Here is a 23,163-nt window from a genome sequence, read left to right on the forward strand (position 1 = left end):
AGTTGGGCACAAGCTGAAAAATCGAATGGCGAAAAAAATTGGAATTTTAATATTAATCATAATTATCTCAATAATTCTCGCTTCGATATACGGAATTTTGCACAATCAAGCTTCTTATAATATTTCAGAAGAATATTTCACAAATTTTAAATTTGACCAATTTGGACTTTGGGAAAACGGATATGGAGACGAAAGACTAAAAGTTTCGATAGTTGGTATTTTATCAACTTGGTGGTTCGGACTAATAATCGGAATCATTAATGGACTCATCGGAATTAATCAACAAACTTCAAGATTAATGATTAAAGGTGTTGTCGGAGCAACTACTCGGATTTTAATATCTGCATTTATATTCGGAATTTTAGGAGTTTTTGTCGGATATATTACACTTTCAAAATTACATTTTGACTGGAATATACCATCTGATTTAGTTGACCCAAGTAGTTTTTTAGCAGCAGGAACAATGCATACATTCAGCTATCTTGGAGGAATAATCGGACTGATTTACGGAATTAAATATCAATTAAAAATAAAAAAAGCCAGTGCCCAACACCGGCTATAGTTCATTGCTTCTGACTTTCCTCTCGGAAAGTCCTCGCAAATTTGCTATCTTCGGTTTACGGCAGAAAATCCTTGCGGATTTTCACGCAACGAAACCATAGCCAAACACGTTCAACGAAATCATAAAAAAACACCTATTTAATTTCTAAAATAGGTGTTTTTTTATGATATATAAGATTCCTTTTTTCAAAGGAATTTTAATTAATCCCTAATTAAAGGCATCGTGCTACAACGTAGCAAACCTTCTTGTTTAGCGATTTCGGCATAAGGGACTTCTTCGACTGTAAATCCATTGTTACGCAACCACGTATTTAATCGTGTAAAGTTTTTTTCGGAAATAATCACGTTTTCAGAAATACTAAATATGTTACTATTCATATTAAACATTTCTTCTTTTGTGATAATAAAACAATTGTCTTCACCAAAATAATTTAGTAACCACTCATACTCAGATTGGTCTCTAAAACCTTCTTTGTGTAAAATAGCTTTATTGGTTCCAATAGGTTGAAAACAACAGTCTAAATGCAACGCATTATCATAAGGATTGGTTTGTGACTTATTAAGATCAAAACTCTTTACTTTTTTATGCGGAAAGGTTTTTTTAATAAAATCGACACCTTCTTGATTGGTTCTAGCTACAATATAATCTGCATAGTCGTCTCCTCTATACGTACCTATAAAAATATAATCGTTCCAAAGCATGACGTCTCCGCCTTCTATATGTACTTCTTCTGGAGGACGAATTACTTTCTCTGGATTAATTTTATCTATGACATATTGTATGGCTTCTAGCTCGTTTTCACGATCGGGTAAAATATTGGCTTTTACAAATACATCGTCAATAACAAAAGCAATATCACGTGCAAAAATCTGATTACAATCTTTAATTAATTCTGGTCTGTACACTGTGACATCATACTTTTTAAAAACAGCAGCTACTGCTTCCATTTCTTTAACCATATCAGCTTCAACAGGATAAGTACCTGCTTTGATATGTAATGCCGATTTTGGGTCGTATGCCTCTTCTAATTTAGGAGTTGGACCATTGCTAACTGCAGTCCCTAAAACTACAGCTCTAAGCCTTGACGTTTCGTTTTTTACGTTTAATTGTAGCATAAAGTAAAGATATAAAAAAGCTTCATAATGACTTATGAAGCTTTATATAATAACTTGTCTTAATATTTATCTTTCGTTAACTGTTTTGAACGGTCTTAAATTTTCTCCAATATAAATTTGTCTTGGACGTCCAATAGGTTCTTTACGGTTGCGCATTTCTTTCCATTGTGCAATCCAACCTGGTAAACGACCTAAAGCAAACATAACAGTAAACATATCTACAGGAATACCCATAGCTCTGTAAATAATACCAGAGTAGAAATCTACATTTGGATATAATTTGCGGTCTACAAAATACGGATCGCTTAATGCTTCTTCAGATAATCCTTTGGCAATATCTAGTATTGGGTCTTCAATACCTAAATCTCCTAATACTTCGTCTGCTGCTTTTTTGATGATTTTAGCTCTTGGGTCAAAGTTTTTATAAACTCTATGCCCAAAGCCCATTAAACGGAAAGGATCTGATTTATCTTTGGCTTTAGCCATATATTTTTTTGTGTCTCCACCATCTTCTTTTATGGCTTCTAACATTTCTAAAACTGCTTGGTTTGCACCACCATGTAATGGTCCCCAAAGTGCTGAAATACCAGAAGAAATAGACGCAAATAATCCTGTGTGTGCAGAACCTACAATACGTACAGTAGATGTAGAACAGTTTTGCTCGTGGTCTGCATGTAAGATTAATAATTTATCTAAAGCATTAACCAAAATTGGATTTTGAGTGTACTCTTGATTAGGCTTTTTAAACATCATTTTAAGGATGTTTTCTACATAACCTAAGTTGTCGTCTCCATAATCTAAAGGTAAACCGCTTTTCTTGCGCATGGTCCATGCTACCAATACTGGGAATTTACCCATTATCTTACAAACGCTTTTGTACATTTCTTCTTCAGAATCGACGTTTACAGAAGATGGGTTAAAAGCAGTTAACGCACTAGTTAATGATGATAAAACACCCATTGGATGAGCTGACTTTGGAAAAGCATCTAATATTTTTTTAATATCATCATCTACAACAGATTGTGCTTTTATATCATCTTCAAACTTTTGTAATTGGTCTTTAGTTGGTAATTCTCCAAAAATCAATAAAAATGCAACTTCTAGGAAATCTGCTTTTTCAGCTAGCTCTTCAATAGAATATCCTCTATATCTTAAAATTCCTTTTTCTCCATCTAAAAAGGTAATAGCACTCTCGCAAGATCCTGTGTTTTTATAACCTGGATCAATGGTAGTTACACCACCTGTTACTGCTCTAAGTGATTTTATATCTATTCCTATTTCATTTTCAGTACCTACAATTAAAGGAAACTCGTGCTTTTGTCCATTAATTTCAAGCGTCGCTTTGTTTGACATATATATTGATTTATTTTATATTATTTTGGTTTGTAAATTTACAAAAACTATAACGATTTAGAAAGCCTATTTATAATGGTTTTAACAATTTTGATATAGCTTAAATTTATAAACCGTAATAACGAAAAAAGTCTTTCAGAATACACTGAAAGACTTTTAAATTTTATTTTAAAAAAAATTATTTTTTTACTTTAAACGCCTTTTCTTTTGGGTAGTAGGCAACTTCGCCTAACTCTTCTTCAATGCGTAGTAATTGGTTGTATTTAGCCATACGATCACTACGTGATGCAGATCCTGTTTTTATCTGTCCGCAATTTAAGGCAACTGCTAAATCGGCAATTGTATTATCTTCTGTCTCTCCAGATCTATGCGACATTACTGATGTATAACCAGCATTATGCGCCATATTTACAGCTGCAATAGTTTCGGTTAACGTTCCGATTTGGTTAACTTTAATTAAAATTGAATTTGCAGTATCAGATGCAATACCTTTTGATAATCTTTCTACATTAGTTACAAATAAATCGTCACCAACTAATTGTACTTTATCTCCAATTTGCTCGGTTAAATATTTCCAACCTTCCCAATCGTTTTCATCCATACCATCTTCAATAGATATAATTGGGTAATTTCTAGATAATTCTGCTAAATAATCTGCTTGCTCTTTGCTTGTTCTAATCTTTCCAGAATCGCCTTCAAATTTTGAATAGTCGTATTTTCCGTTTACATAAAATTCTGCTGCAGCACAATCTAAAGCAATCATAACATCATCACCTAACGTGTATCCAGCATTTTTAACAGCTTTTGCAATTGTATCTAATGCATCTTCTGTACCATCTAAAGTTGGAGCAAATCCACCCTCGTCACCCACAGCAGTACTTAAACCTCTGTCGTGCAATACTTTTTTAAGGTTGTGGAAAATTTCTGTTCCCATTTGTAATGCATGCGTAAAATTATTTGCTTTTACTGGCATAACCATAAACTCTTGAAACGCAATAGGTGCATCACTATGTGATCCTCCGTTAATGATATTCATCATTGGAACTGGTAAAGTGTTAGCACTTACGCCTCCAACATATCTATATAAAGGCATCCCTAATTCTGCTGCTGCAGCTTTAGCTACTGCTAAAGACACACCTAATATAGCATTGGCACCAAGTTTAGATTTATTTGGTGTCCCGTCTATGTTGCACATTAAGGTATCGATATAATTTTGTTCAAAAACATTAACACCTAATAACTCTTCTGCTAGGATAGAATTAACATTCTCTACCGCTTTCATCACTCCTTTTCCCATGTAAGTATCTCCACCATCACGTAGTTCTACTGCTTCATGCTCTCCAGTTGAAGCACCAGAAGGCACTGCAGCTCTACCAACATAACCATTTTCTGTTTCTACATCTACTTCTACAGTTGGGTTTCCTCTTGAATCAAAAATTTGTCTTGCGTGAACATTAATTATAATACTCATATATGTGTGATTTTTAGTTTATTAATTTCAAATTTAATGTTTAATTTTCAGCTATATATAGGTTTTACAGAAGAAATACATAAAATTCTATCTATATCGTTTTAGTAAAAGAAAAAAGACAACAAAACTTTAATTTTGTTGTCTTTTTTATATTAGTTAGATTTAATATTTTCAATAAATTGATCAAATAAATACGATGAATCATGAGGTCCTGGACTAGCTTCCGGATGGTACTGTACAGAAAACACGTTTTTAGATTTCATTTTTAAACCTGCAACTGTATTATCATTTAAATGCACGTGGGTAATTTCTATATCTGGATGCGCTTCTGCTTCCTCTCTGTTTACTGCAAACCCATGATTTTGTGAGGTGATTTCACCTTTTCCTGTTAATAAATTTTTAACTGGATGATTAATTCCTCTATGTCCATTGTGCATTTTATAAGTAGAAATACCATTAGCTAATGCTATTACTTGATGACCTAAACATATTCCAAATAAAGGTAAGTCTCTTTTAATCACTTCCTTTGCTAATGCTTGAGCCTCTACTAAAGGTTCTGGATCTCCGGGTCCATTAGACAGGAAATAACCATCTGGATTCCATGCACTTAACTCTTCAAAAGTAGCGTTATATGGAAACACTTTAACGTATGCGTCTCTTTTAACTAAATTACGTAAGATATTCTTTTTAATGCCTATATCTAAAGCTGCTATTTTAATTGGCGCGTTTTCATCTCCAACAAAATAAGGTTCTTTTGTAGAAACTTTTGAAGCTAATTCTAAACCATGCATAGATGGGATATCTGCCAATTGCTTTTTTAAACCTTCTATATTATCAACTTCTGTAGATATTACAGCATTCATTACACCATTATCACGAATGTAGCTAACTAGTGCTCTTGTATCGACATCAGAAATTGCTAAGAGATTATTTTTGTTTAGAAAATCTTCTAAAGAACCATTAGAATCTACTCTAGAATAATCGTAACTAAAATTTTTACAAATTAAACCTGCTATTTTAATTGAGTCTGATTCTACTTCATTATCATTGACTCCGTAATTACCAATATGAGCATTGGTTGTTACCATAAGTTGTCCATAATAAGAAGGGTCTGTAAAGATTTCTTGATAGCCAGTCATTCCTGTATTAAAACAAACTTCTCCAAATGCTGATCCTTCTTTACCCACTGCTTTTCCATGAAAAATAGTGCCATCTTCCAATAAGATTAGTGCTTTTTTTAGTTTTTGGTATTTCATAGTTTTTAAAAAGTTTCACAAAATTGCATAAAAAAAAGGATAATCTAAAATAGATTATCCTTTATATATTAAATGCTTATTAACATTTATTCTTCTTCGTTAGTTGCTACAGGTGGTGTCACTGCTTTAGTGCTTCCTCCTCTACGACTTCTACGTGTCGTTTTCTTAGGCTTTTTATCTGCATTGTAGATGTCGTTATAATCTACTAATTCGATCATTGCCATATCAGCGTTATCTCCTAAACGGTTTCCTAACTTGATAATTCTTGTATATCCACCAGGACGATCACCTACTTTTGCTGCTACATCTCTGAATAATTCTGTAACTGCTTCTTTTTGACGTAATTTAGAAAATACTAAACGACGATTATGAGTGGTGTCACTTTTAGATTTAGTGATCATTGGTTCTACAAATTGCTTTAAAGCTTTTGCTTTTGCAACTGTAGTGTTAATACGTTTGTGCTCGATTAAAGAACAAGCCATGTTTGCTAACATTGCTTTTCTATGAGCTGTTTGTCTACCTAAGTGGTTTACTTTTTTTCCGTGTCTCATGACATTTGTTTTATCATCTTGCTACCTAACCACACTACCAGCGTGGGAGCAAAATATGATTAATTAATCTTTATCTAATTTGTATTTTGATAAGTCCATCCCGAAGTTAAGACCTTTAACGTTTACAAGCTCTTCAAGCTCTGTTAAAGATTTTTTACCAAAATTACGGAATTTCATTAAATCGTTTTTATTAAAAGATACTAAGTCTCCTAAAGTATCTACTTCTGCAGCTTTTAAACAATTTAGTGCACGAACAGATAAGTCCATATCCACTAATTTAGTTTTAAGTAACTGACGCATGTGAAGTGACTCTTCATCATAAGTTTCAGTTTGTGCAATTTCATCAGCTTCTAAAGTGATACGCTCATCAGAGAATAACATGAAGTGGTGAATTAATGTTTTTGCAGCTTCTGTTAATGCATCTTGAGGATTGATAGAACCATCTGTTTGGATTTCGAAAACTAATTTTTCGTAATCTGTTTTTTGCTCTACACGGTAATTCTCTATGCTATACTTAACATTTTTTATTGGTGTGTAAATTGAATCTGTAAAAATTGTTCCTATTGGTGCTGAAGCTTTTTTGTTTTCTTCTGCTGGAACATATCCTCTACCTTTTTCAATAGTAATTTCCATGTTGATGTTTACTTTAGAATCAAGGTTACAAATCACTTGATCTGTATTTAATACTTGAAATCCTGAGATAAACTTCTGAAAATCTCCTGCTACAATTTTATCTTGACCTGAAATTGAGATAGAAACAGACTCGTTATCTACATCATCAATTTGACGCTTAAAACGTACTTGTTTTAAGTTTAAGATAATTTCTGTAACATCTTCAACAACACCTGCAATGGTTGAAAATTCGTGATCTACTCCTTCTATTCTTACCGATGTAATAGCAAATCCTTCTAAAGAAGATAATAAAACTCTTCTTAAAGCATTTCCTACTGTTAATCCATATCCTGGTTCTAGAGGTCTGAATTCGAATTTACCTTCGAAATCAGTAGAATCAATCATGATTACTTTATCCGGCTTTTGAAAATTAAATACTGCCATAGTTTTCTTCGTTTTAATTGTTATTTAGTTGCGCGGTTTATAAGTTTGAAGAAGTACAAATAAACCCTTTGGCTAAATACCAATGTTGTTAATTTATTATTTAGAGTATAATTCGACGATGAATTGCTCGTTAATGTTTTCTGGAATTTGGATTCTAGCAGGAACAGAAACATACGTTCCTTCTTTTTTCTCGCTATTCCAAGTAATCCATTCGTATACGTTACTTGAGTTTGATAAAGATTTTTCAATAGCTTCAAGTGACTTAGACTTTTCTCTTACTGCAACAACATCTCCAGCTTTAAGTTGGTATGATGGAATATTTACTAATTCTCCGTTAACAGTAATGTGTCTGTGAGAGACTAATTGTCTAGCTCCGCTTCTTGAAGGAGAAATTCCCATTCTGTACACTACGTTATCTAATCTAGATTCACATAATTGTAATAAAACTTCACCTGTAATTCCTGGAGCTGCAGTAGCTCTTTTAAACATGTTTCTGAATTGACGCTCTAATACACCATAAGTATATTTTGCTTTTTGCTTTTCCATTAATTGGATTGCGTATTCAGATTTTTTACCACGACGTCTAGCGTTTCCGTGTTGACCTGGAGGGTAATTTCTTTTTTCGAATGATTTGTCATCTCCGAATATAGCTTCGCCAAATTTACGAGCTATTTTAGTTTTAGGACCAGTATATCTTGCCATTTTAAATTGATTTAAGAGTGATTATGAATTAAGGTCTTAATCTTATCCTTCGATAATCGTTAATCTCTTGTTGATACTTGTTTTAAATTTCAGTTTGCAAATTTACACAAAAAATTAACATCATCTGTATAGCAGATGATATTAATTTTTATGCGTTGCTTTATTTAAAGCACGTTTGTTAAAACGTGATTAAACTCTTCTTCTTTTTGGAGGACGACATCCATTATGTGGTAATGGAGTAACATCTATAATTTCTGTTACTTCGATACCTGCATTATGGATAGAACGGATAGCAGATTCTCTACCATTTCCTGGACCTTTAACATACACTTTTACCTTTTTTAATCCTGCTTCTTTAGCTACTTCAGCAGCATCTTCTGCTGCTAATTGTGCTGCATAAGGTGTGTTTTTTTTAGATCCTCTAAATCCCATTTTTCCAGCAGATGACCATGAAATGACATCTCCTTTTTTATTGGTAAGAGAAATAATGATGTTGTTAAAAGATGCAGTGATATGTGCTTCTCCTACAGCATCAATAATAACTTTACGTTTTTTTGTACTTGTCTTTGCCATATTATTATTGTTCTTTGTTTTAGTTGATAGTCGTTAGAATCCTAAACCTTTTATAATTTCAAACAGATTCCTTCCAACGTCTAAATACTAAAGACCAAATTATTATTTAGTTGCTTTTTTCTTGTTAGCAACGGTTTTTCTTCTACCTTTTCTAGTTCTAGAGTTATTTTTAGTACGTTGACCTCTTAAAGGTAAACCAACTCTGTGACGAATACCTCTGTAACATCCAATATCCATTAATCGCTTAATGTTTAATTGAGTTTCAGAACGTAATTCACCTTCAATAGTATAAGTTCCAACAGCGTCACGGATTGCTCCAATTTGATCATCTGTCCAATCTTGTACTTTGATGCTTTCGTCAACCTTAGCTGCTGCTAAAATTTCTTTTGCTCTACTTCTACCTACTCCGTAGATATAAGTTAAAGAGATTACTCCTCTTTTTTGCTTTGGTATGTCTACACCTGCGATTCTTGCCATAATTACCCTTGTCTTTGTTTGAATCTAGGATTCTTTTTGTTAATGACGTAAAGTCTACCTTTTCTACGCACGATTTTACAATCTGCGCTTCTTTTTTTAACTGATGCTCTTACTTTCATCGTATTAGTATCTATAAGTTATACGAGCCTTAGTTAAATCATAAGGACTCATTTCTAATTTTACTTTATCTCCTGGTAATAATTTAATATAATGCATACGCATTTTACCAGAGATATGTGCAGTCACGATATGACCATTTTCTAATTCTACACGAAACATAGCATTTGATAATGCTTCAATAATTGTTCCGTCTTGTTCTATTGCTGCTTGTTTTGCCATCGTTAAAAATATTAAGCTACTGCTTTTCTGTTTTTACCGGTTTTCATTAAGCCATCATAGTGTCTATTTAACAAGTAAGAGTTTACTTGTTGCATAGTATCAATTGCAACTCCAACCATGATTAATAAAGATGTACCTCCAAAAAATAAAGCCCAACCAGATTGTACATTTAATAACTTAACAATAAACGCTGGGAACACAGCTATTAATGCAAGAAATATAGAACCAGGTAAGGTTATTTGAGACATAATTTTGTCTAAATATTCTGAAGTTTCAGATCCAGGACGAATACCAGGAATAAATCCTCCGCTTCGTTTTAAATCGTCAGCCATTTTATTAGTTGGTACTGTAATTGCTGTATAAAAATATGTGAATATGATGATTAATAGAGCAAATACTAAATTATACCAAAATCCGAAGATATCTGAAAAATTTGTTTGCATCCATTGTCCAGCTCCTGTATCTTTTAAGAACGAAGAACCACCTATTAAACCAGGCACAAACATAATTGCTTGAGCAAATATAATTGGCATTACTCCTGAAGCATTAAGCTTTAACGGAATATATTGTCTTGATCCAAATACATTTTTCTCGTAGCCACCAGTTGCTGATCGTCTAGCATATTGTACTGCTATTTTACGTACTGCCATTACAAGCAATACTGATAATAGTATAATTACAAACCAGATAACAATTTCAAATAAAATCATCATCACATTGTTTCCTGTTTCTAATCTAGATGCAGCATTCTGTAAGAAAGACTTAGGTAAAGTAGCAATAATACCAACCATAATTAATAATGATATACCATTACCAATTCCTTTATCTGTAATCTTTTCTCCTAACCACATTGCAAAAATACATCCAGTTACTAATATTACGATAGATGAGAAATAAAACATTCCTCCTTGACCTAATAAAAATGCTGAATCTGGAATACCAAACATTGGGCCTAAACTAGCTAAATATCCTGGTGCTTGTACCAAACATATTGCAATAGTTAACCAACGTGTAATTTGCGTGATTTTTTTCTGACCACTTGCACCTTCTTTTTGAAGTTTTTGCAAATAAGGAATAGCGATTCCCATTAACTGAACTACAATAGAAGCAGAAATGTATGGCATAATCCCAAGTGCAAATACAGATGCGTTAGCAAATGCACCACCAGTAAAGGCATTTAAAATACCAAAAATACCACCTCCAGCTGCTTGATCTTGCAGACTTTCTAATTGGGAGGCATCAATACCAGGTAATACTACTTGTGCTCCAAAACGATAAACTAATAACAGACCTAGTGTAACTATGATTCTGTTTCTTAGTTCTTCAATTTTCCAAACATTTTTTAATGTCTCTATAAATTTCATGCGTCTAATTGTCTTATAAAGTTACAGCTTCTCCTCCTGCAGCTTCAATAGCAGCTTTTGCAGTAGCAGTAAATTTATGAGCTGTTACACTTAATTTTGATTTTAATTCACCTCTACCTAAAATTTTAACTAGTTCGTTTTTACCAACTAATCCTAAATTTACTAGGGTATCAAAATCTAATGTGTCTTTTATTTTTTTATCGTCAACTAATTGTTGGATAACATCAAGATTTACACCTTGATATTCTTTACGATTTATATTAGTAAAGCCAAATTTAGGTACTCTACGTTGAAGTGGCATTTGCCCTCCTTCAAAACCTACTTTTTTAGAATAACCAGATCTAGATTTAGCTCCTTTGTGACCACGTGTAGCAGTACCACCTTTTCCAGAACCTTGTCCTCTACCTATTCTTTTACCTTGACTTTTAACTGAACCTTCTGCAGGTTTTAAATTACTTAAATCCATTTTCAGTATTGTTATTTAGTTTCTTCTACAGAAACTAAGTGATTTACTTTTGCTATCATTCCTAAGATATTAGGAGTAGCCTCGTGTTCTATAGTTTGTCCAATCTTTTTAAGACCAAGAGCTTCTAAAGTTCTCTTTTGTCTTTGTGTTCTGTTGATTGCACTTTTAACTTTTGTTACTTTTATCTTAGACATTTCTGTAATGATTATCCGTTAAAAACTTTTTCTAAAGAGATTCCTCTTTGACGAGCAATCGTTTTAGGGTCTCTTAATTGTAATAAAGCATCAAAAGTTGCTTTTACCACGTTATGAGGGTTTGATGATCCTTGAGATTTTGATAATACATCATGTACACCTACTGCTTCTAAAACTGTTCTTACAGCTCCACCAGCAATAACTCCTGTACCAGGAGCTGCAGGAATGATGTTTACTCTTGCTCCACCAAATTTTCCTTTTTGTTCGTGTGGTAAAGTTCCTTTCATGATAGGAATACGTACTAAGTTTTTCTTAGCATCTTCTATTGCTTTTGCTATTGCACTAGCGACGTCTTTAGATTTTCCTAAACCATGACCTACAACACCTGCTTCGTCTCCAACCACTACGATTGCTGAGAAACCAAATGCTCTACCTCCTTTTGTTACTTTAGTAACTCTTTGTACACCAACTAAACGATCTTTAAGATCTAATCCACTTGGTTTTACTAACTCTGCGCTTTTGTATTTTTGATACATAATTTCTTAGAATTTAAGTCCTCCTTCTCTAGCTCCTTCAGCTAATGATTTTACTCTACCATGATATAAATAACCACCTCTATCAAAAGCGATAGTTTCAACACCAGCTTTTAAAGCTTTTTCTGCGATAGACTTACCTACTAATGCAGCTACTTCTACTTTACTTCCTTTTGCTGAAATATCTTTATCTCTAGAAGATGCTGCAGCTAATGTTTTACCAGATACATCATCTACTATTTGAGCATAAATTTCTTTATTACTTCTAAAAACAGCTAATCTAGGTCTAGCTTCTGTACCAGAAACAACCTTACGGATTCTGCTTTTAATTCTTATTCGTCTTTCGTTTTTTGTTAACGCCATAACTAAATTATTATGCTGATTTACCTGCTTTTCTTCTTAATACTTCTCCAACAAACTTGATACCTTTTCCTTTGTATGGTTCAGGTCTTCTGAAACCTCTAATTTTAGCAGCAACTTGTCCTACTAATTGTTTATCATGAGAGGTTAATTTAATTATTGGATTTTTTCCTTTATCAGAAACTGTTTCAACTTTAACTTCTGGTGCTAAACTAATAACTATATTATGAGAAAAACCTAAAGCTAAATCAAGGACGTTACCTTGGTTAGATGCTCTGTATCCTACTCCAACTAATTCTAGTTCTTTAGTCCATCCTTTTGATACACCTTCAATCATGTTATATACTAATGAACGGTATAAACCGTGTTTAGCTTTTTGATCTTTAGTATCTGCTGAACGCGTTACTAATACATTTCCTTCTTCAACTTTTACTTCAACAGTATCAAAATCTTGAGTTAATTCTCCTAATTTTCCTTTTACCGTTATTGTATTATTGTCTACTGTTACAGTTACTCCTTCTGGAATGGCAACTGGATTATTTCCTATTCTTGACATTTTCTTCTGGATTTTAGATTAGTAAACGTAACATAAAACTTCACCACCAACATTGTCTCTTTGTGCTTGCTTACCTGTCATTACTCCGTGAGAAGTAGATACGATAGCAATACCAAGACCGTTTAGAATACGTGGTAATTCTTTAGAACTAGAATATTTACGTAAACCTGGTTTACTTATTCTTTGTAATTTTCTAATTACTGGTTCTTTTGTCTCTTTGTTGTACTTAAGAGCTATTTTAATAGTTCCTTGTACTGTAGAGTCATCAAACTTATAACTTAAAATATATCCTTGATCGAATAAAATTTTAGTTATGTCCTTTTTTAAATTTGAAGCAGGTATTTCAACTACTCTGTGATTAGCACGCACTGCGTTTCTAATTCTAGTTAAATAATCTGCTATTGGATCTGTATACATATGTATTGATTTGCGGACTTGGTTTTCGGACTATTCCGAACCTTAGACCAATTATAATTTTACCAACTTGCTTTTTTTACACCAGGTATTAAACCTTGGTTAGCCATTTCTCTGAACATTACACGAGAAATACCAAACGTACGCATGTAACCTTTTGGTCTACCTGTTAATTTACATCTATTGTGTTGACGTATTGGTGATGCGTTTTTTGGTAACTTTTGTAATGCTTCATAATCTCCAGCTTCTTTTAATGCTTTACGTTTTTCGGCATATTTAGCTACTGTTTTAGCTCTTTTTACCTCACGTGCTTTCATTGATTCTTTAGCCATAACTTAGTTTTTTTGAAAAGGTAACCCTAATTCTGTTAATAATGATTTAGCCTCTTTATCTGTTGCTGCAGAAGTTACAAATGTAATATCCATACCATCAATTTTATTAACTTTGTCAATATTAATTTCTGGAAATATAATTTGTTCAGTAACTCCTAAATTGTAGTTACCTCTTCCGTCAAAACCAGTAGCTCTAATTCCGTTAAAATCTCTTACACGTGGAAGTGCAGAAGTGATTAAACGATCTAAAAATTCGTACATTCTTTCTCCTCTTAACGTAACTTTTGCACCAATTGGCATCCCTTTACGTAATTTGAAAGAAGCTACATCTTTTTTAGATATAGTAGCAACAGCTTTTTGTCCTGTAATGTTAGTTAACTCGTCTACTGCATAGTCAACTAATTTTTTATCAGCTACAGCAGCACCAACACCTCTAGATAATACTATCTTTTCTAATTTTGGTACTTGCATTACATTTTTGTAACCAAATTCTTCTGTAAGAGCAGCAATTACTTTGCTTTTATACTCTTCTTTTAGTCTCGGTGAATATCCCATAACTATATTACTTCATTAGATTTTTTAGAAAATCTGACTTTTTTATCACCTTCTACTCTGTAACCTACTCTTGTTGATTCTCCTTTAGAAGTTAACAATGATAAGTTTGAGATGTTTATAGGCGCCTCTTTTTCTACAATACCACCTTGAGGGTTTTGTGCACTTGGTTTAGTATGTTTCTTAACCATGTTCACACCTTCAACTATAGCTTTATTTTTGTCGGTAAATACTTGTTGTACTTTACCTTCAGAACCTTTATGGTCACCAGCTATAACTTTTACGGTATCTCCTGTTTTTATTTTAAGCTTTGTCATTTTTTTATCAATTAAAGCACTTCTGGTGCTAATGATACAATTTTCATGAATTGTTTATCACGAAGTTCTCTAGCTACAGGTCCAAATACACGTGTTCCTCTCATTTCACCCGTTGGGTTTAATAGGACGCATGCGTTATCATCAAATCTTATGTAAGATCCGTCTGGACGTCTAACTTCTTTTTTTGTACGTACAACAACTGCTGTTGATACCGCTCCTTTTTTAATGTTTCCATTAGGAGTTGCATCTTTTACAGTGACAACTATTTTATCACCTACAGAAGCGTATCTTCTTTTAGTACCACCTAGAACACGTATTGTTAATACTTCTTTTGCTCCAGTGTTATCTGCTACTTTTAGTCTTGATTCTTGTTGTACCATAATTACTTCGCTCTTTCAATTATTTCAACTAATCTCCAACATTTAGATTTACTTAAAGGTCTTGTTTCCATGATCTTTACAGTATCTCCAATATTACAATCGTTTGTTTCGTCGTGTGCAACGTATTTTTTAGTTTTTAACACGAACTTTCCGTACATAGGGTGTTTTACTTTTTTAACTTCAGATACCACAATTGATTTCTGCATCTTGTTACTAGTAACAATCCCTATACGCTCTTTTCTTAAGTTTCTTTTTTCCATCTTGTAAGCAGAATTATTTTAAATCTCTTTTAGTTAATTCTGTTGCAATTCTTGCAACTGTACGTCTTACTTGACGTAATTGAATTGGATTCTCTAAAGGAGAAACTGCATGAGCCATTTTTAAATCTAAATAACTCTTCTTTGTATCACTAAGTTTCTCTTGTAACTCAGCTACAGATAATTCTTTAATTTCTGATTGTTTCATAATATCAAATAAATTATGCTTGGTAATCTCTAGCGATTACAAACTTAGTTTTTACTGGTAATTTTTGAGCTGCAAGTCTTAATGCTTCTTTAGCTATATCTAAAGGCACTCCTCCAACTTCAAAAAGGATTCTTCCTGGCTTAACAACTGCTGCCCAATATTCTACTGCTCCTTTTCCTTTACCCATACGTACTTCAAGAGGTTTTTTAGTGATTGGCTTATCTGGAAATATTTTAATCCAAAGTTGACCTTCTCTTTTCATGTAACGTGTAGCTGCAATACGAGCTGCTTCTATTTGACGCGATGTTAAAAAGTTAGAATCTAATGATTTTATTCCAAAAGTTCCGTTTGAAAGTTGGTGACCTCTACCAGAGTTCCCTTTCATACGACCCTTCTGCATTTTTCTAAATTTTGTTCTTTTAGGCTGTAACATTTTTTCTGTTCTTTAAAAAATTACTTTCTACGACGAGATTGATTTTTATTATCTCTTCCGCCTCGTCCACCTTTTCCTTGCTTCTTAGCTAAGCCAACAAGAGGAGAAAGCTCTCTTTTACCATATACTTCACCTTTCATGATCCATACTTTTACTCCTAATCTACCATAGGTAGTATGAGCTTCAACTAAAGCATAATCAATATCGGCTCTAAAAGTTGATAAAGGAATACGTCCTTCTTTGTAGTGTTCTGAACGTGCCATTTCAGCTCCGTTTAAACGACCACTAATTTGTACTTTTATTCCTTCAGCATTCATTCGCATAGTCGCAGCAATTGCCATTTTTATTGCACGTCTGTAAGAAATTCTGTTTTCAATTTGACGAGCAATACTTGATGCTACTAAAAATGCGTCTAGTTCAGGTCTTTTAATTTCAAAAATATTGATCTGAACTTCTTTCCCTGTAATTTTCTTAAGCTCTTCTTTTAACTTGTCTACCTCTTGACCACCTTTTCCGATAATAATACCAGGTCTAGCAGTAGTGATAGTAACGGTTACAAGTTTTAAAGTTCTCTCAATAATTACACGAGATACACTAGCTTTAGATAAACGCGCGTGAACGTATTTTCTAATCTTATCGTCTTCGGCAAGTTTGTCACCATAATCGTTTCCTCCGTACCAGTTAGATTCCCATCCTCTGATAATTCCTAAGCGATTTCCGATTGGATTTGTCTTTTGTCCCATATCTATCTTAGCTTTGTGTGTTATTGTTAGCTCCAACCACTATTGTTACGTGGTTTGAGCGTTTTCTTATTCTGTGTGCACGTCCTTGAGGAGCTGGGCGTAATCTTTTTAACATAGATCCACCATCTACTCTTATCTCTTGAACAAATAATTCTGCCTCTTCTATACTTGCATCTTCATTTTTAGCCTGCCAGTTAGCAATCGCAGAAAGTAATAATTTTTCTAAACGATTTGATGCTTCTTTTTGGCTAAACTTTAAAATATTAAGTGCTTTTTCTACGCGTTCACCTCTTACTAAATCGGCTACTAAACGCATTTTTCTTGGTGACGTAGGACAGTTATTAAGTTTTGCAAAAGCGATTTGCTTTTTACCTTCCTTAATAGCGTCTGCCATTTGTTTTTTACGACTTCCCATAGCTTACTTTTTACCTTTATTTTTAGCACCTGCATGACCTCTAAAAGATCTTGTTGGTGAAAATTCTCCTAATTTATGCCCAACCATGTTTTCTGTAACATAAACTGGAACAAACTGACGACCGTTATGTACTGCAATAGTTTGTCCAACAAAATCTGGAGTTATCATACTTGCTCTTGACCAAGTTTTGATAACAGTTTTTTTGTTAGCTTCTACATTAGCAGCTACTTTCTTCTCTAATTTATAGTGAACGTAAGGTCCTTTTTTTAATGATCTTGCCATGTCTTATTATTTCTTTCTACGTTCTACAATATATTTATTACTTGCTTTAGTTTTAGAACGAGTTCTATATCCTTTAGCTGGTATACCGTTTCTAGAACGTGGATGTCCACCTGATGATTTTCCTTCACCACCTCCCATTGGGTGATCTACTGGATTCATTACAACTGGTCTTGTTCTTGGTCTTCTACCTAACCATCTACTACGTCCTGCTTTACCAGACACTAATAATTGGTGATCAGAGTTTGAAACCGCTCCAATAGTTGCCATACATGTTACTAGAATTAATCTAGTTTCTCCTGAAGGCAATTTAATTGTTGCAAATTTACCATCTCTTGCCATTAACTGAGCAAATGCACCAGCACTACGAGCCATAACAGCTCCTTGTCCTGGACGCAACTCTACACAAGAGATAATTGTTCCTAAAGGAATGTTTGCTAAAGGCATTGCATTTCCTATTTCAGGAGTTGCACCTTCACCAGAAACAACAGTTTGTCCAACTTGTAAACCATTTTGAGCAATGATATAAGCTTTCTCACCATCTTGATAATTCAATAATGCGATAAATGCTGTTCTGTTTGGATCGTATTGAATAGAAGCAACTTCTGCAGGAATACCTGTTTTAGTTCTTTTAAAATCGATAATACGATATCTACGTTTGTGACCACCACCTTTATAGCGTGTTGTCATACGTCCTTGACTGTTTCTACCACCTGATCTTTTTATCGGAGCTAATAAGCTTTTTTCCGGCTTGTCAGTAGTAATGGCGTCAAACCCATTTACTACTCTAAATCGCTGACCTGGTGTGATTGGTTTTAATTTTCTTACTGACATTTGTCTTTAATTACATGTTAGTGTATAAATCAATCATTTCACCTTCCGCCAGTTGTACAATTGCTTTTTTCATTGCATTTGTTTTACCATGCTGAATACCAGTTTTAGTAAACTTGGTACTTCTATCTGGACGGACATTTATAGTACGAACTTTTTCAACAGAAACTCCATAAGCAGATTCTACTGCTTTTTTGATTTCTACCTTGTTCGCCTTAGTGTTCACAAAGAAACTATAGCAGTTGTTTAACTCGCTATTTGCAGTTGCTTTTTCTGTGATTATAGGTTTAATTAAGATATTCATTTTGTTTCTATTTACTTAAATTCGACTCAATTCCTTCTAAAGAACTCTCTAAAAGAACAACTTGATTTGCATTTAATATTTTGTAAGTACTTAATTCTGAGCTAGTTATAACTTCAGAGCCTTTCAAATTACGTGACGACAAATATACATTATTATTTGAAGCTCCCAACACAAACAATGATTTTTTGTTTTGAAGGTCTAATGCATTTAAAACTGCTGTGAAATTTTTAGTCTTTGGAGCATCAAAATTAAAGTCTTCTAAAACGATAATAGACTTTTCATTTGCTTTAATACTTAAAGCTGATCTACGTGCTAAACGTTTTAAATTTTTATTAAGTTTGAATGAGTAATTTCTTGGTCTTGGTCCGAACATACGTCCACCACCTCTAAAAACTCCAGACTTGATACTACCAGCTCTAGCTGTACCTGTACCTTTTTGTTTTTTAATCTTACGTGTACTTCCAGTAATCTCAGCTCTTTCCTTAGCTTTATGAGTACCTTGTCTTTGATTTGCTAAGTATTGCTTAACATCCAAATATACAGCGTGATTATTAGGTTCAATAGCAAAAACACCGTCAGAAAGGTCTGCCTTTCTACCTGTTTCTTTTCCGTTTATATCTAAAACTGCTACTTTCATTATTTTCTGATAATTACATAAGCGTTTTTATGCCCAGGTACACAACCTTTAACAACAAGTAAGTTCTTTTCTGGAACTACTTTTAAAACTCTTAAATTTTCAACTTTAACTGAATCTGTACCCATTCTTCCTGCCATTCTCATTCCTTTGAATACACGAGCTGGATAAGATGCTGCTCCAATAGATCCTGGTGCTCTTAAACGGTTATGTTGTCCGTGAGTAGCTTGACCTACACCACCAAATCCATGACGTTTAACAACCCCTTGAAATCCTTTTCCTTTTGATGTACCTGATACATCAACAAATTCACCTTCTGTGAAGTGCTCTACAGTAATTGCATCACCTAATTTGTACTCCTTATCAAAACCTTTAAATTCAACGATTTTGCGTTTTACAGAAGTCCCTGCTTTTTTAGCGTGACCTAGATCAGCTTTAGTAGCACTTTTTTCTGTCGCGTCATCGAAACCAAGTTGAACAGCATTATAACCGTCAACTTCTTCAGTTCTGACTTGGGTAACGATACATGGTCCAGCTTCGATTACTGTACAAGGAATGTTTTTCCCGTTTTCATCAAAGATGCTGGTCATACCGATTTTTTTTCCAATTAACCCAGACATAATTATTATTTATTTATTGTTACTATTTATTAATATTCAAGGCTGAAAATACGTTTCAGCCTTGAATTGTATTTTTACCGTTTTTCCTTCGCCCGAAGCTTAGGACATGTTTCGTTTAATCTTTGCTAAACGATTGTTTTACTTACACCTTAATTTCTACTTCTACTCCACTTGGTAATTCAAGCTTCATTAAAGCGTCAATTGTTTTAGAAGATGAAGAGTAAATATCTAATAGTCTCTTATAAGAGCTTAATTGAAATTGTTCTCTAGACTTCTTGTTTACGTGTGGTGAACGTAATACAGTGAAAATTTTCTTGTGTGTTGGTAATGGAATTGGTCCGGTCACCACAGCACCTGTACTTTTAACTGTTTTTACAATCTTTTCAGCAGACTTGTCTACTAAGTTGTGATCGTAAGACTTTAATTTTATTCTGATTTTTTGACTCATTTTATTTAAGATTTACGATTCAACTCCTTTTGCTGCTTTAATAACTTCTTCTGAAATATTAGAAGGCGTTTCTGCATAATGAGAAAATTCCATAGTAGATGTTGCACGACCAGATGATAATGTTCTTAATGTCGTAACATATCCAAACATTTCTGATAATGGCACGGTAGCTTTTACAGTTTTTGCACCTGCTCTGTCTCCCATATCACTTACTTGACCTCTTCTTCTATTTAAATCTCCAACTATGTCTCCCATGTTTTCTTCAGGTGTAATTACCTCAAGTTTCATAATAGGCTCCATAATTACAGCTTTTGCAGCTTTTGCAGCATTTTTGAATCCTAATTTAGCTGCCAATTCGAATGATAATTGATCCGAATCCACATCGTGATAAGATCCATCTGTTAATGTTACTTTCATAGCATCAACTTCATATCCTGCTAATGGTCCATTAACCATTGCCATTTTGAATCCTTTTTCAATTGAAGGGATAAATTCTTTAGGAACGTTACCACCTTTAATTTCAGACACAAACTCTAAACCTTCTTTTCCTTCTTCTGCTGGCTCTATTGTAAATACAATATCTGCGAATTTACCACGTCCACCAGATTGCTTTTTATAAACTTCTCTGTGTTCTGCACGTTGTGTAATAGCTTCTTTGTACTCTACTTGTGGTTGACCTTGGTTTACTTCAACTTTAAATTCGCGACGTAAACGGTCTACAATAATATCTAAGTGTAACTCACCCATTCCTGATATAATTGTTTGTCCAGAAGCTTCGTCTGTTCTTGCTGTAAAAGTTGGATCTTCTTCAGATAATTTTGCTAAAGCCATACCTAATTTATCAACATCTGCTTTAGTCTTAGGCTCTACAGCAATACCAATTACTGGATCTGGAAAGTCCATAGACTCTAATACGATAGGATGTTTTTCATCAGACATAGTATCTCCAGTCTTGATATCTTTAAATCCTACTGCTGCTCCAATATCTCCTGCTTCGATAAAATCGATTGCATTTTGCTTATTAGAGTGCATTTGGTAGATACGAGAGATACGTTCTTTTTTACCTGAACGGTTATTTAATATATAAGATCCTGCGTCTAAACGACCTGAATATGCTCTAAAGAATGCTAAACGACCTACAAAAGGATCGGTAGCAATTTTAAATGCTAAAGCAGCAAATGGTTCGTCTACACTTGGCTTACGTAAAATTTCTTCTCCGTTATCAGGATTAGTTCCTACAATACCTTCTTTATCTGTTGGAGAAGGTAAATAACGACATACTGCGTCTAATAAAAACTGAACTCCTTTATTTTTGAAAGCAGAACCACAAATCATTGGAATGATTGCCATATCCATTACAGCAGCTCTAAGTGCAGCATGCACTTCTTCTTCTGTGATAGAATCTTCATCTTCCATGAATTTTTCTAAAAGATCCTCGTCATAACTTGCAACTTCTTCAATTAAAAGCGCACGATATTTACGAGCTTCTTCTTTCATATCTTCTGGAATGTCAATAACATCAAAAGTTGCCCCTTGAGTTTCGTCATGCCATACAATAGCTCTGTTTTTTACTAAATCTATAATTCCTTTAAAATCTGCTTCATCACCAATGTTTAAAACAATTGGCACTGCGTTAGATTTTAACATGTCTTTTACTTGTTGACATACAGCTAAAAAGTTAGATCCTTGACGGTCCATTTTGTTAACAAAACCTATTCTAGGCACTTTATAGTTATCTGCAAGTCTCCAGTTAGTTTCAGATTGTGGCTCTACACCATCCACTGCACTAAATAAAAACACTAAACCATCTAAAACACGTAAAGATCTATTTACCTCTACAGTAAAATCTACGTGACCAGGAGTATCAATAATGTTGAAGTGATATCCTTTTGTATCTGGTGTTGGGTTTCCGTTTTCTAATGGGAAATTCCACGTACAAGTTGTAGCTGCAGATGTAATAGTAATACCACGCTCCTGCTCTTGCTCCATCCAGTCCATTGTAGCAGCACCATCATGCACTTCTCCAATTTTATGTGAAACTCCTGTATAATAAAGAATACGCTCGGTAGTTGTAGTTTTTCCCGCATCAATATGGGCTGCAATACCTATGTTTCTTGTGTATTTTAAATCTCTTGCCATTTCTTATTAAAATCTAAAGTGAGAGAATGCTTTATTGGCTTCTGCCATCTTATGTGTATCAACACGTTTTTTAACTGCCGCTCCTTCTTCTTTAGCTGCTGCTAAAATCTCTGAAGCTAAACGTAATGCCATAGATTTTTCATTTCTCTTTCTAGAAAAACTAATTAACCATTTCATTGCAGTAGAAACCTTACGGTCTGCACGTATTGGATTAGGAATTTGGAATGTTGCTCCACCTACTCTACGACTACGTACTTCTACGTGAGGCATAACATTAGATAATGCATCTTTCCAGATTTCTAAAGCTGTTTTTTCTTCGTCTGTCTTTTTAGAGTCTACGATGTCTATTGCATCATAAAATACTTTAAAAGCTACTGACTTCTTTCCGTCCCACATCATCATGTTAACGAATCTAGTTACTAACTGATCGTTAAAACGCGGATCTGGTAAAAGCGGTCTTTTTTTCGCTGCTCTTTTTCTCATGTCTTCTTCTTAAGTTTTCTTAATTAACTTTTAGGGCGTTTTGCACCATACTTAGATCTACGTTGTGTTCTACCTGCAACACCTGCTGTGTCTAAAGCACCACGAACGATGTGATATCTAACTCCTGGTAAATCTTTTACCCTTCCACCTCTAACCAATACTATCGAGTGCTCTTGTAAATTGTGACCTTCTCCACCGATGTATGCATTTACTTCGTTACCGTTTGTTAAACGAACCCTTGCTACCTTACGCATTGCTGAGTTAGGTTTTTTAGGTGTCGTTGTATAAACACGAGTACATACACCACGTCTTTGAGGACACGAATCTAAAGCAGCCGATTTACTCTTCTTGGTTATTTTGGCTCTTCCTTTTCGTACTAATTGTGAAATTGTTGGCATATAATTTTAATATAATTTTATGTTACCTCTCTCTAAGAGGGCTGCAAA

General features: G+C 33.9%; 37 protein-coding genes. 1 reads left to right on the forward strand and 36 read right to left on the reverse strand.

The window, feature by feature from the left end; translation table 11 throughout:
- Nucleotides 1–562 (forward strand): hypothetical protein (locus tag LY08_RS07850; RefSeq protein WP_245907572.1); only part of this gene is annotated, 562 nt, incomplete at its 5' end.
- 200 nt (nt 563–762) lie between these two features.
- Here the strand turns inward: LY08_RS07850 and LY08_RS07860 are convergent.
- From LY08_RS07860 to rpsL, 36 genes are all read right to left on the reverse strand, one after another.
- Nucleotides 763–1,677 carry a dimethylarginine dimethylaminohydrolase family protein gene (locus LY08_RS07860; RefSeq protein ID WP_111659910.1) on the reverse strand — a complete coding sequence of 305 codons (915 nt, stop codon included), beginning with the start codon at nt 1,675–1,677 and terminating at the stop codon, nt 763–765.
- A 66-nt stretch (nt 1,678–1,743) separates the two neighbouring features.
- Nucleotides 1,744–3,030, reverse strand: coding sequence for a citrate synthase (locus LY08_RS07865; RefSeq protein WP_111659911.1), 1,287 nt, complete (start codon nt 3,028–3,030; stop codon nt 1,744–1,746).
- A gap of 178 nt (nt 3,031–3,208) precedes the next feature.
- On the reverse strand, nt 3,209–4,501 hold the full coding sequence (gene eno, locus LY08_RS07870) for a phosphopyruvate hydratase (RefSeq protein WP_111659912.1): 1,293 nt from the start codon (nt 4,499–4,501) through the stop codon (nt 3,209–3,211).
- Between the two features lie 152 nt (nt 4,502–4,653).
- Nucleotides 4,654–5,757 carry a glutamine-hydrolyzing carbamoyl-phosphate synthase small subunit gene (carA, locus tag LY08_RS07875; RefSeq protein WP_111659913.1) on the reverse strand — a complete coding sequence of 368 codons (1,104 nt, stop codon included), beginning with the start codon at nt 5,755–5,757 and terminating at the stop codon, nt 4,654–4,656.
- A gap of 86 nt (nt 5,758–5,843) precedes the next feature.
- Nucleotides 5,844–6,308: a 50S ribosomal protein L17 gene (gene rplQ, locus LY08_RS07880; RefSeq protein WP_111659914.1), complete on the reverse strand. Its 465-nt coding sequence runs from the start codon at nt 6,306–6,308 to the stop codon at nt 5,844–5,846.
- A gap of 63 nt (nt 6,309–6,371) precedes the next feature.
- Nucleotides 6,372–7,364, reverse strand: a complete 993-nt coding sequence (locus LY08_RS07885; RefSeq protein ID WP_111659915.1) for a DNA-directed RNA polymerase subunit alpha — start codon at nt 7,362–7,364, stop codon at nt 6,372–6,374.
- Nucleotides 7,365–7,460: 96 nt separating this feature from the next.
- Entirely contained in the window at nt 7,461–8,066 is a 606-nt protein-coding gene (gene rpsD, locus LY08_RS07890) for a 30S ribosomal protein S4 (protein ID WP_111659916.1), read from the reverse strand.
- A gap of 189 nt (nt 8,067–8,255) precedes the next feature.
- A complete protein-coding gene (rpsK, locus tag LY08_RS07895; RefSeq protein ID WP_111659917.1) occupies nt 8,256–8,639 on the reverse strand; it encodes a 30S ribosomal protein S11 in 384 nt (127 codons plus the stop codon).
- A 102-nt stretch (nt 8,640–8,741) separates the two neighbouring features.
- Nucleotides 8,742–9,116, reverse strand: a complete 375-nt coding sequence (gene rpsM / locus LY08_RS07900) for a 30S ribosomal protein S13 (protein ID WP_111659918.1) — start codon at nt 9,114–9,116, stop codon at nt 8,742–8,744.
- A 2-nt stretch (nt 9,117–9,118) separates the two neighbouring features.
- Entirely contained in the window at nt 9,119–9,235 is a 117-nt protein-coding gene (gene ykgO / locus LY08_RS07905; RefSeq protein ID WP_013305171.1) for a type B 50S ribosomal protein L36, read from the reverse strand.
- Between the two features lie 4 nt (nt 9,236–9,239).
- Nucleotides 9,240–9,455, reverse strand: coding sequence for a translation initiation factor IF-1 (gene infA / locus LY08_RS07910; RefSeq protein ID WP_007094967.1), 216 nt, complete (start codon nt 9,453–9,455; stop codon nt 9,240–9,242).
- 11 nt (nt 9,456–9,466) lie between these two features.
- On the reverse strand, nt 9,467–10,819 hold the full coding sequence (gene secY, locus LY08_RS07915) for a preprotein translocase subunit SecY (protein WP_111659919.1): 1,353 nt from the start codon (nt 10,817–10,819) through the stop codon (nt 9,467–9,469).
- A 13-nt stretch (nt 10,820–10,832) separates the two neighbouring features.
- Entirely contained in the window at nt 10,833–11,285 is a 453-nt protein-coding gene (gene rplO, locus LY08_RS07920; RefSeq protein WP_111659920.1) for a 50S ribosomal protein L15, read from the reverse strand.
- 11 nt (nt 11,286–11,296) lie between these two features.
- A complete protein-coding gene (rpmD, locus tag LY08_RS07925; RefSeq protein WP_111659921.1) occupies nt 11,297–11,479 on the reverse strand; it encodes a 50S ribosomal protein L30 in 183 nt (60 codons plus the stop codon).
- Nucleotides 11,480–11,490: 11 nt separating this feature from the next.
- A complete protein-coding gene (gene rpsE / locus LY08_RS07930; RefSeq protein WP_111659922.1) occupies nt 11,491–12,015 on the reverse strand; it encodes a 30S ribosomal protein S5 in 525 nt (174 codons plus the stop codon).
- Between the two features lie 6 nt (nt 12,016–12,021).
- Entirely contained in the window at nt 12,022–12,375 is a 354-nt protein-coding gene (rplR, locus tag LY08_RS07935; RefSeq protein ID WP_111659923.1) for a 50S ribosomal protein L18, read from the reverse strand.
- A gap of 10 nt (nt 12,376–12,385) precedes the next feature.
- Nucleotides 12,386–12,928 (reverse strand): 50S ribosomal protein L6, encoded by a 543-nt coding sequence (rplF, locus tag LY08_RS07940; protein ID WP_111659924.1) that lies wholly within the window; start codon nt 12,926–12,928, stop codon nt 12,386–12,388.
- An 18-nt stretch (nt 12,929–12,946) separates the two neighbouring features.
- Nucleotides 12,947–13,345, reverse strand: a complete 399-nt coding sequence (gene rpsH, locus LY08_RS07945; RefSeq protein ID WP_111659925.1) for a 30S ribosomal protein S8 — start codon at nt 13,343–13,345, stop codon at nt 12,947–12,949.
- Between the two features lie 59 nt (nt 13,346–13,404).
- Entirely contained in the window at nt 13,405–13,674 is a 270-nt protein-coding gene (gene rpsN / locus LY08_RS07950) for a 30S ribosomal protein S14 (RefSeq protein WP_013869031.1), read from the reverse strand.
- Nucleotides 13,675–13,677: 3 nt separating this feature from the next.
- A complete protein-coding gene (rplE, locus tag LY08_RS07955) occupies nt 13,678–14,229 on the reverse strand; it encodes a 50S ribosomal protein L5 (protein ID WP_111659926.1) in 552 nt (183 codons plus the stop codon).
- A gap of 2 nt (nt 14,230–14,231) precedes the next feature.
- Entirely contained in the window at nt 14,232–14,543 is a 312-nt protein-coding gene (gene rplX / locus LY08_RS07960; RefSeq protein WP_111659927.1) for a 50S ribosomal protein L24, read from the reverse strand.
- A gap of 11 nt (nt 14,544–14,554) precedes the next feature.
- Nucleotides 14,555–14,923, reverse strand: coding sequence for a 50S ribosomal protein L14 (gene rplN, locus LY08_RS07965; RefSeq protein ID WP_111659928.1), 369 nt, complete (start codon nt 14,921–14,923; stop codon nt 14,555–14,557).
- A gap of 2 nt (nt 14,924–14,925) precedes the next feature.
- Complete coding sequence (rpsQ, locus tag LY08_RS07970; RefSeq protein WP_111659929.1) at nt 14,926–15,183, reverse strand: 30S ribosomal protein S17; 258 nt, start codon at nt 15,181–15,183, stop codon at nt 14,926–14,928.
- Between the two features lie 13 nt (nt 15,184–15,196).
- Nucleotides 15,197–15,388 (reverse strand): 50S ribosomal protein L29, encoded by a 192-nt coding sequence (rpmC, locus tag LY08_RS07975; protein ID WP_111659930.1) that lies wholly within the window; start codon nt 15,386–15,388, stop codon nt 15,197–15,199.
- A gap of 13 nt (nt 15,389–15,401) precedes the next feature.
- Entirely contained in the window at nt 15,402–15,821 is a 420-nt protein-coding gene (rplP, locus tag LY08_RS07980) for a 50S ribosomal protein L16 (protein ID WP_111659931.1), read from the reverse strand.
- A 20-nt stretch (nt 15,822–15,841) separates the two neighbouring features.
- Nucleotides 15,842–16,564 carry a 30S ribosomal protein S3 gene (gene rpsC, locus LY08_RS07985; RefSeq protein ID WP_111659932.1) on the reverse strand — a complete coding sequence of 241 codons (723 nt, stop codon included), beginning with the start codon at nt 16,562–16,564 and terminating at the stop codon, nt 15,842–15,844.
- A gap of 7 nt (nt 16,565–16,571) precedes the next feature.
- A complete protein-coding gene (gene rplV / locus LY08_RS07990; RefSeq protein WP_111659933.1) occupies nt 16,572–16,979 on the reverse strand; it encodes a 50S ribosomal protein L22 in 408 nt (135 codons plus the stop codon).
- Nucleotides 16,980–16,982: 3 nt separating this feature from the next.
- Nucleotides 16,983–17,261: a 30S ribosomal protein S19 gene (gene rpsS / locus LY08_RS07995; protein ID WP_027880209.1), complete on the reverse strand. Its 279-nt coding sequence runs from the start codon at nt 17,259–17,261 to the stop codon at nt 16,983–16,985.
- Nucleotides 17,262–17,267: 6 nt separating this feature from the next.
- Nucleotides 17,268–18,092, reverse strand: coding sequence for a 50S ribosomal protein L2 (gene rplB / locus LY08_RS08000; protein ID WP_111659934.1), 825 nt, complete (start codon nt 18,090–18,092; stop codon nt 17,268–17,270).
- 10 nt (nt 18,093–18,102) lie between these two features.
- Nucleotides 18,103–18,393 carry a 50S ribosomal protein L23 gene (rplW, locus tag LY08_RS08005; protein WP_111659935.1) on the reverse strand — a complete coding sequence of 97 codons (291 nt, stop codon included), beginning with the start codon at nt 18,391–18,393 and terminating at the stop codon, nt 18,103–18,105.
- Nucleotides 18,394–18,400: 7 nt separating this feature from the next.
- The gene (rplD, locus tag LY08_RS08010; RefSeq protein WP_111659936.1) at nt 18,401–19,030 is read right to left on the reverse strand and encodes a 50S ribosomal protein L4; all 630 of its coding nucleotides are present in this window, start codon (nt 19,028–19,030) and stop codon (nt 18,401–18,403) included.
- A complete protein-coding gene (rplC, locus tag LY08_RS08015) occupies nt 19,030–19,647 on the reverse strand; it encodes a 50S ribosomal protein L3 (RefSeq protein ID WP_111659937.1) in 618 nt (205 codons plus the stop codon). The genes rplD and rplC overlap by 1 nt, the downstream gene beginning before the upstream one ends.
- Before the next feature lie 142 nt (nt 19,648–19,789).
- Nucleotides 19,790–20,095 carry a 30S ribosomal protein S10 gene (rpsJ, locus tag LY08_RS08020; RefSeq protein ID WP_010181931.1) on the reverse strand — a complete coding sequence of 102 codons (306 nt, stop codon included), beginning with the start codon at nt 20,093–20,095 and terminating at the stop codon, nt 19,790–19,792.
- Between the two features lie 12 nt (nt 20,096–20,107).
- A complete protein-coding gene (fusA, locus tag LY08_RS08025; protein ID WP_111659938.1) occupies nt 20,108–22,234 on the reverse strand; it encodes an elongation factor G in 2,127 nt (708 codons plus the stop codon).
- 6 nt (nt 22,235–22,240) lie between these two features.
- Nucleotides 22,241–22,717 carry a 30S ribosomal protein S7 gene (gene rpsG / locus LY08_RS08030; RefSeq protein ID WP_111659939.1) on the reverse strand — a complete coding sequence of 159 codons (477 nt, stop codon included), beginning with the start codon at nt 22,715–22,717 and terminating at the stop codon, nt 22,241–22,243.
- A 23-nt stretch (nt 22,718–22,740) separates the two neighbouring features.
- A complete protein-coding gene (gene rpsL / locus LY08_RS08035; protein WP_028283866.1) occupies nt 22,741–23,115 on the reverse strand; it encodes a 30S ribosomal protein S12 in 375 nt (124 codons plus the stop codon).
- Between the last annotated feature and the right edge of the window lie 48 nt (nt 23,116–23,163).

The organism is Olleya aquimaris (genome assembly GCF_003259525.1).
GTDB classification, from domain to species: domain Bacteria; phylum Bacteroidota; class Bacteroidia; order Flavobacteriales; family Flavobacteriaceae; genus Olleya; species Olleya aquimaris.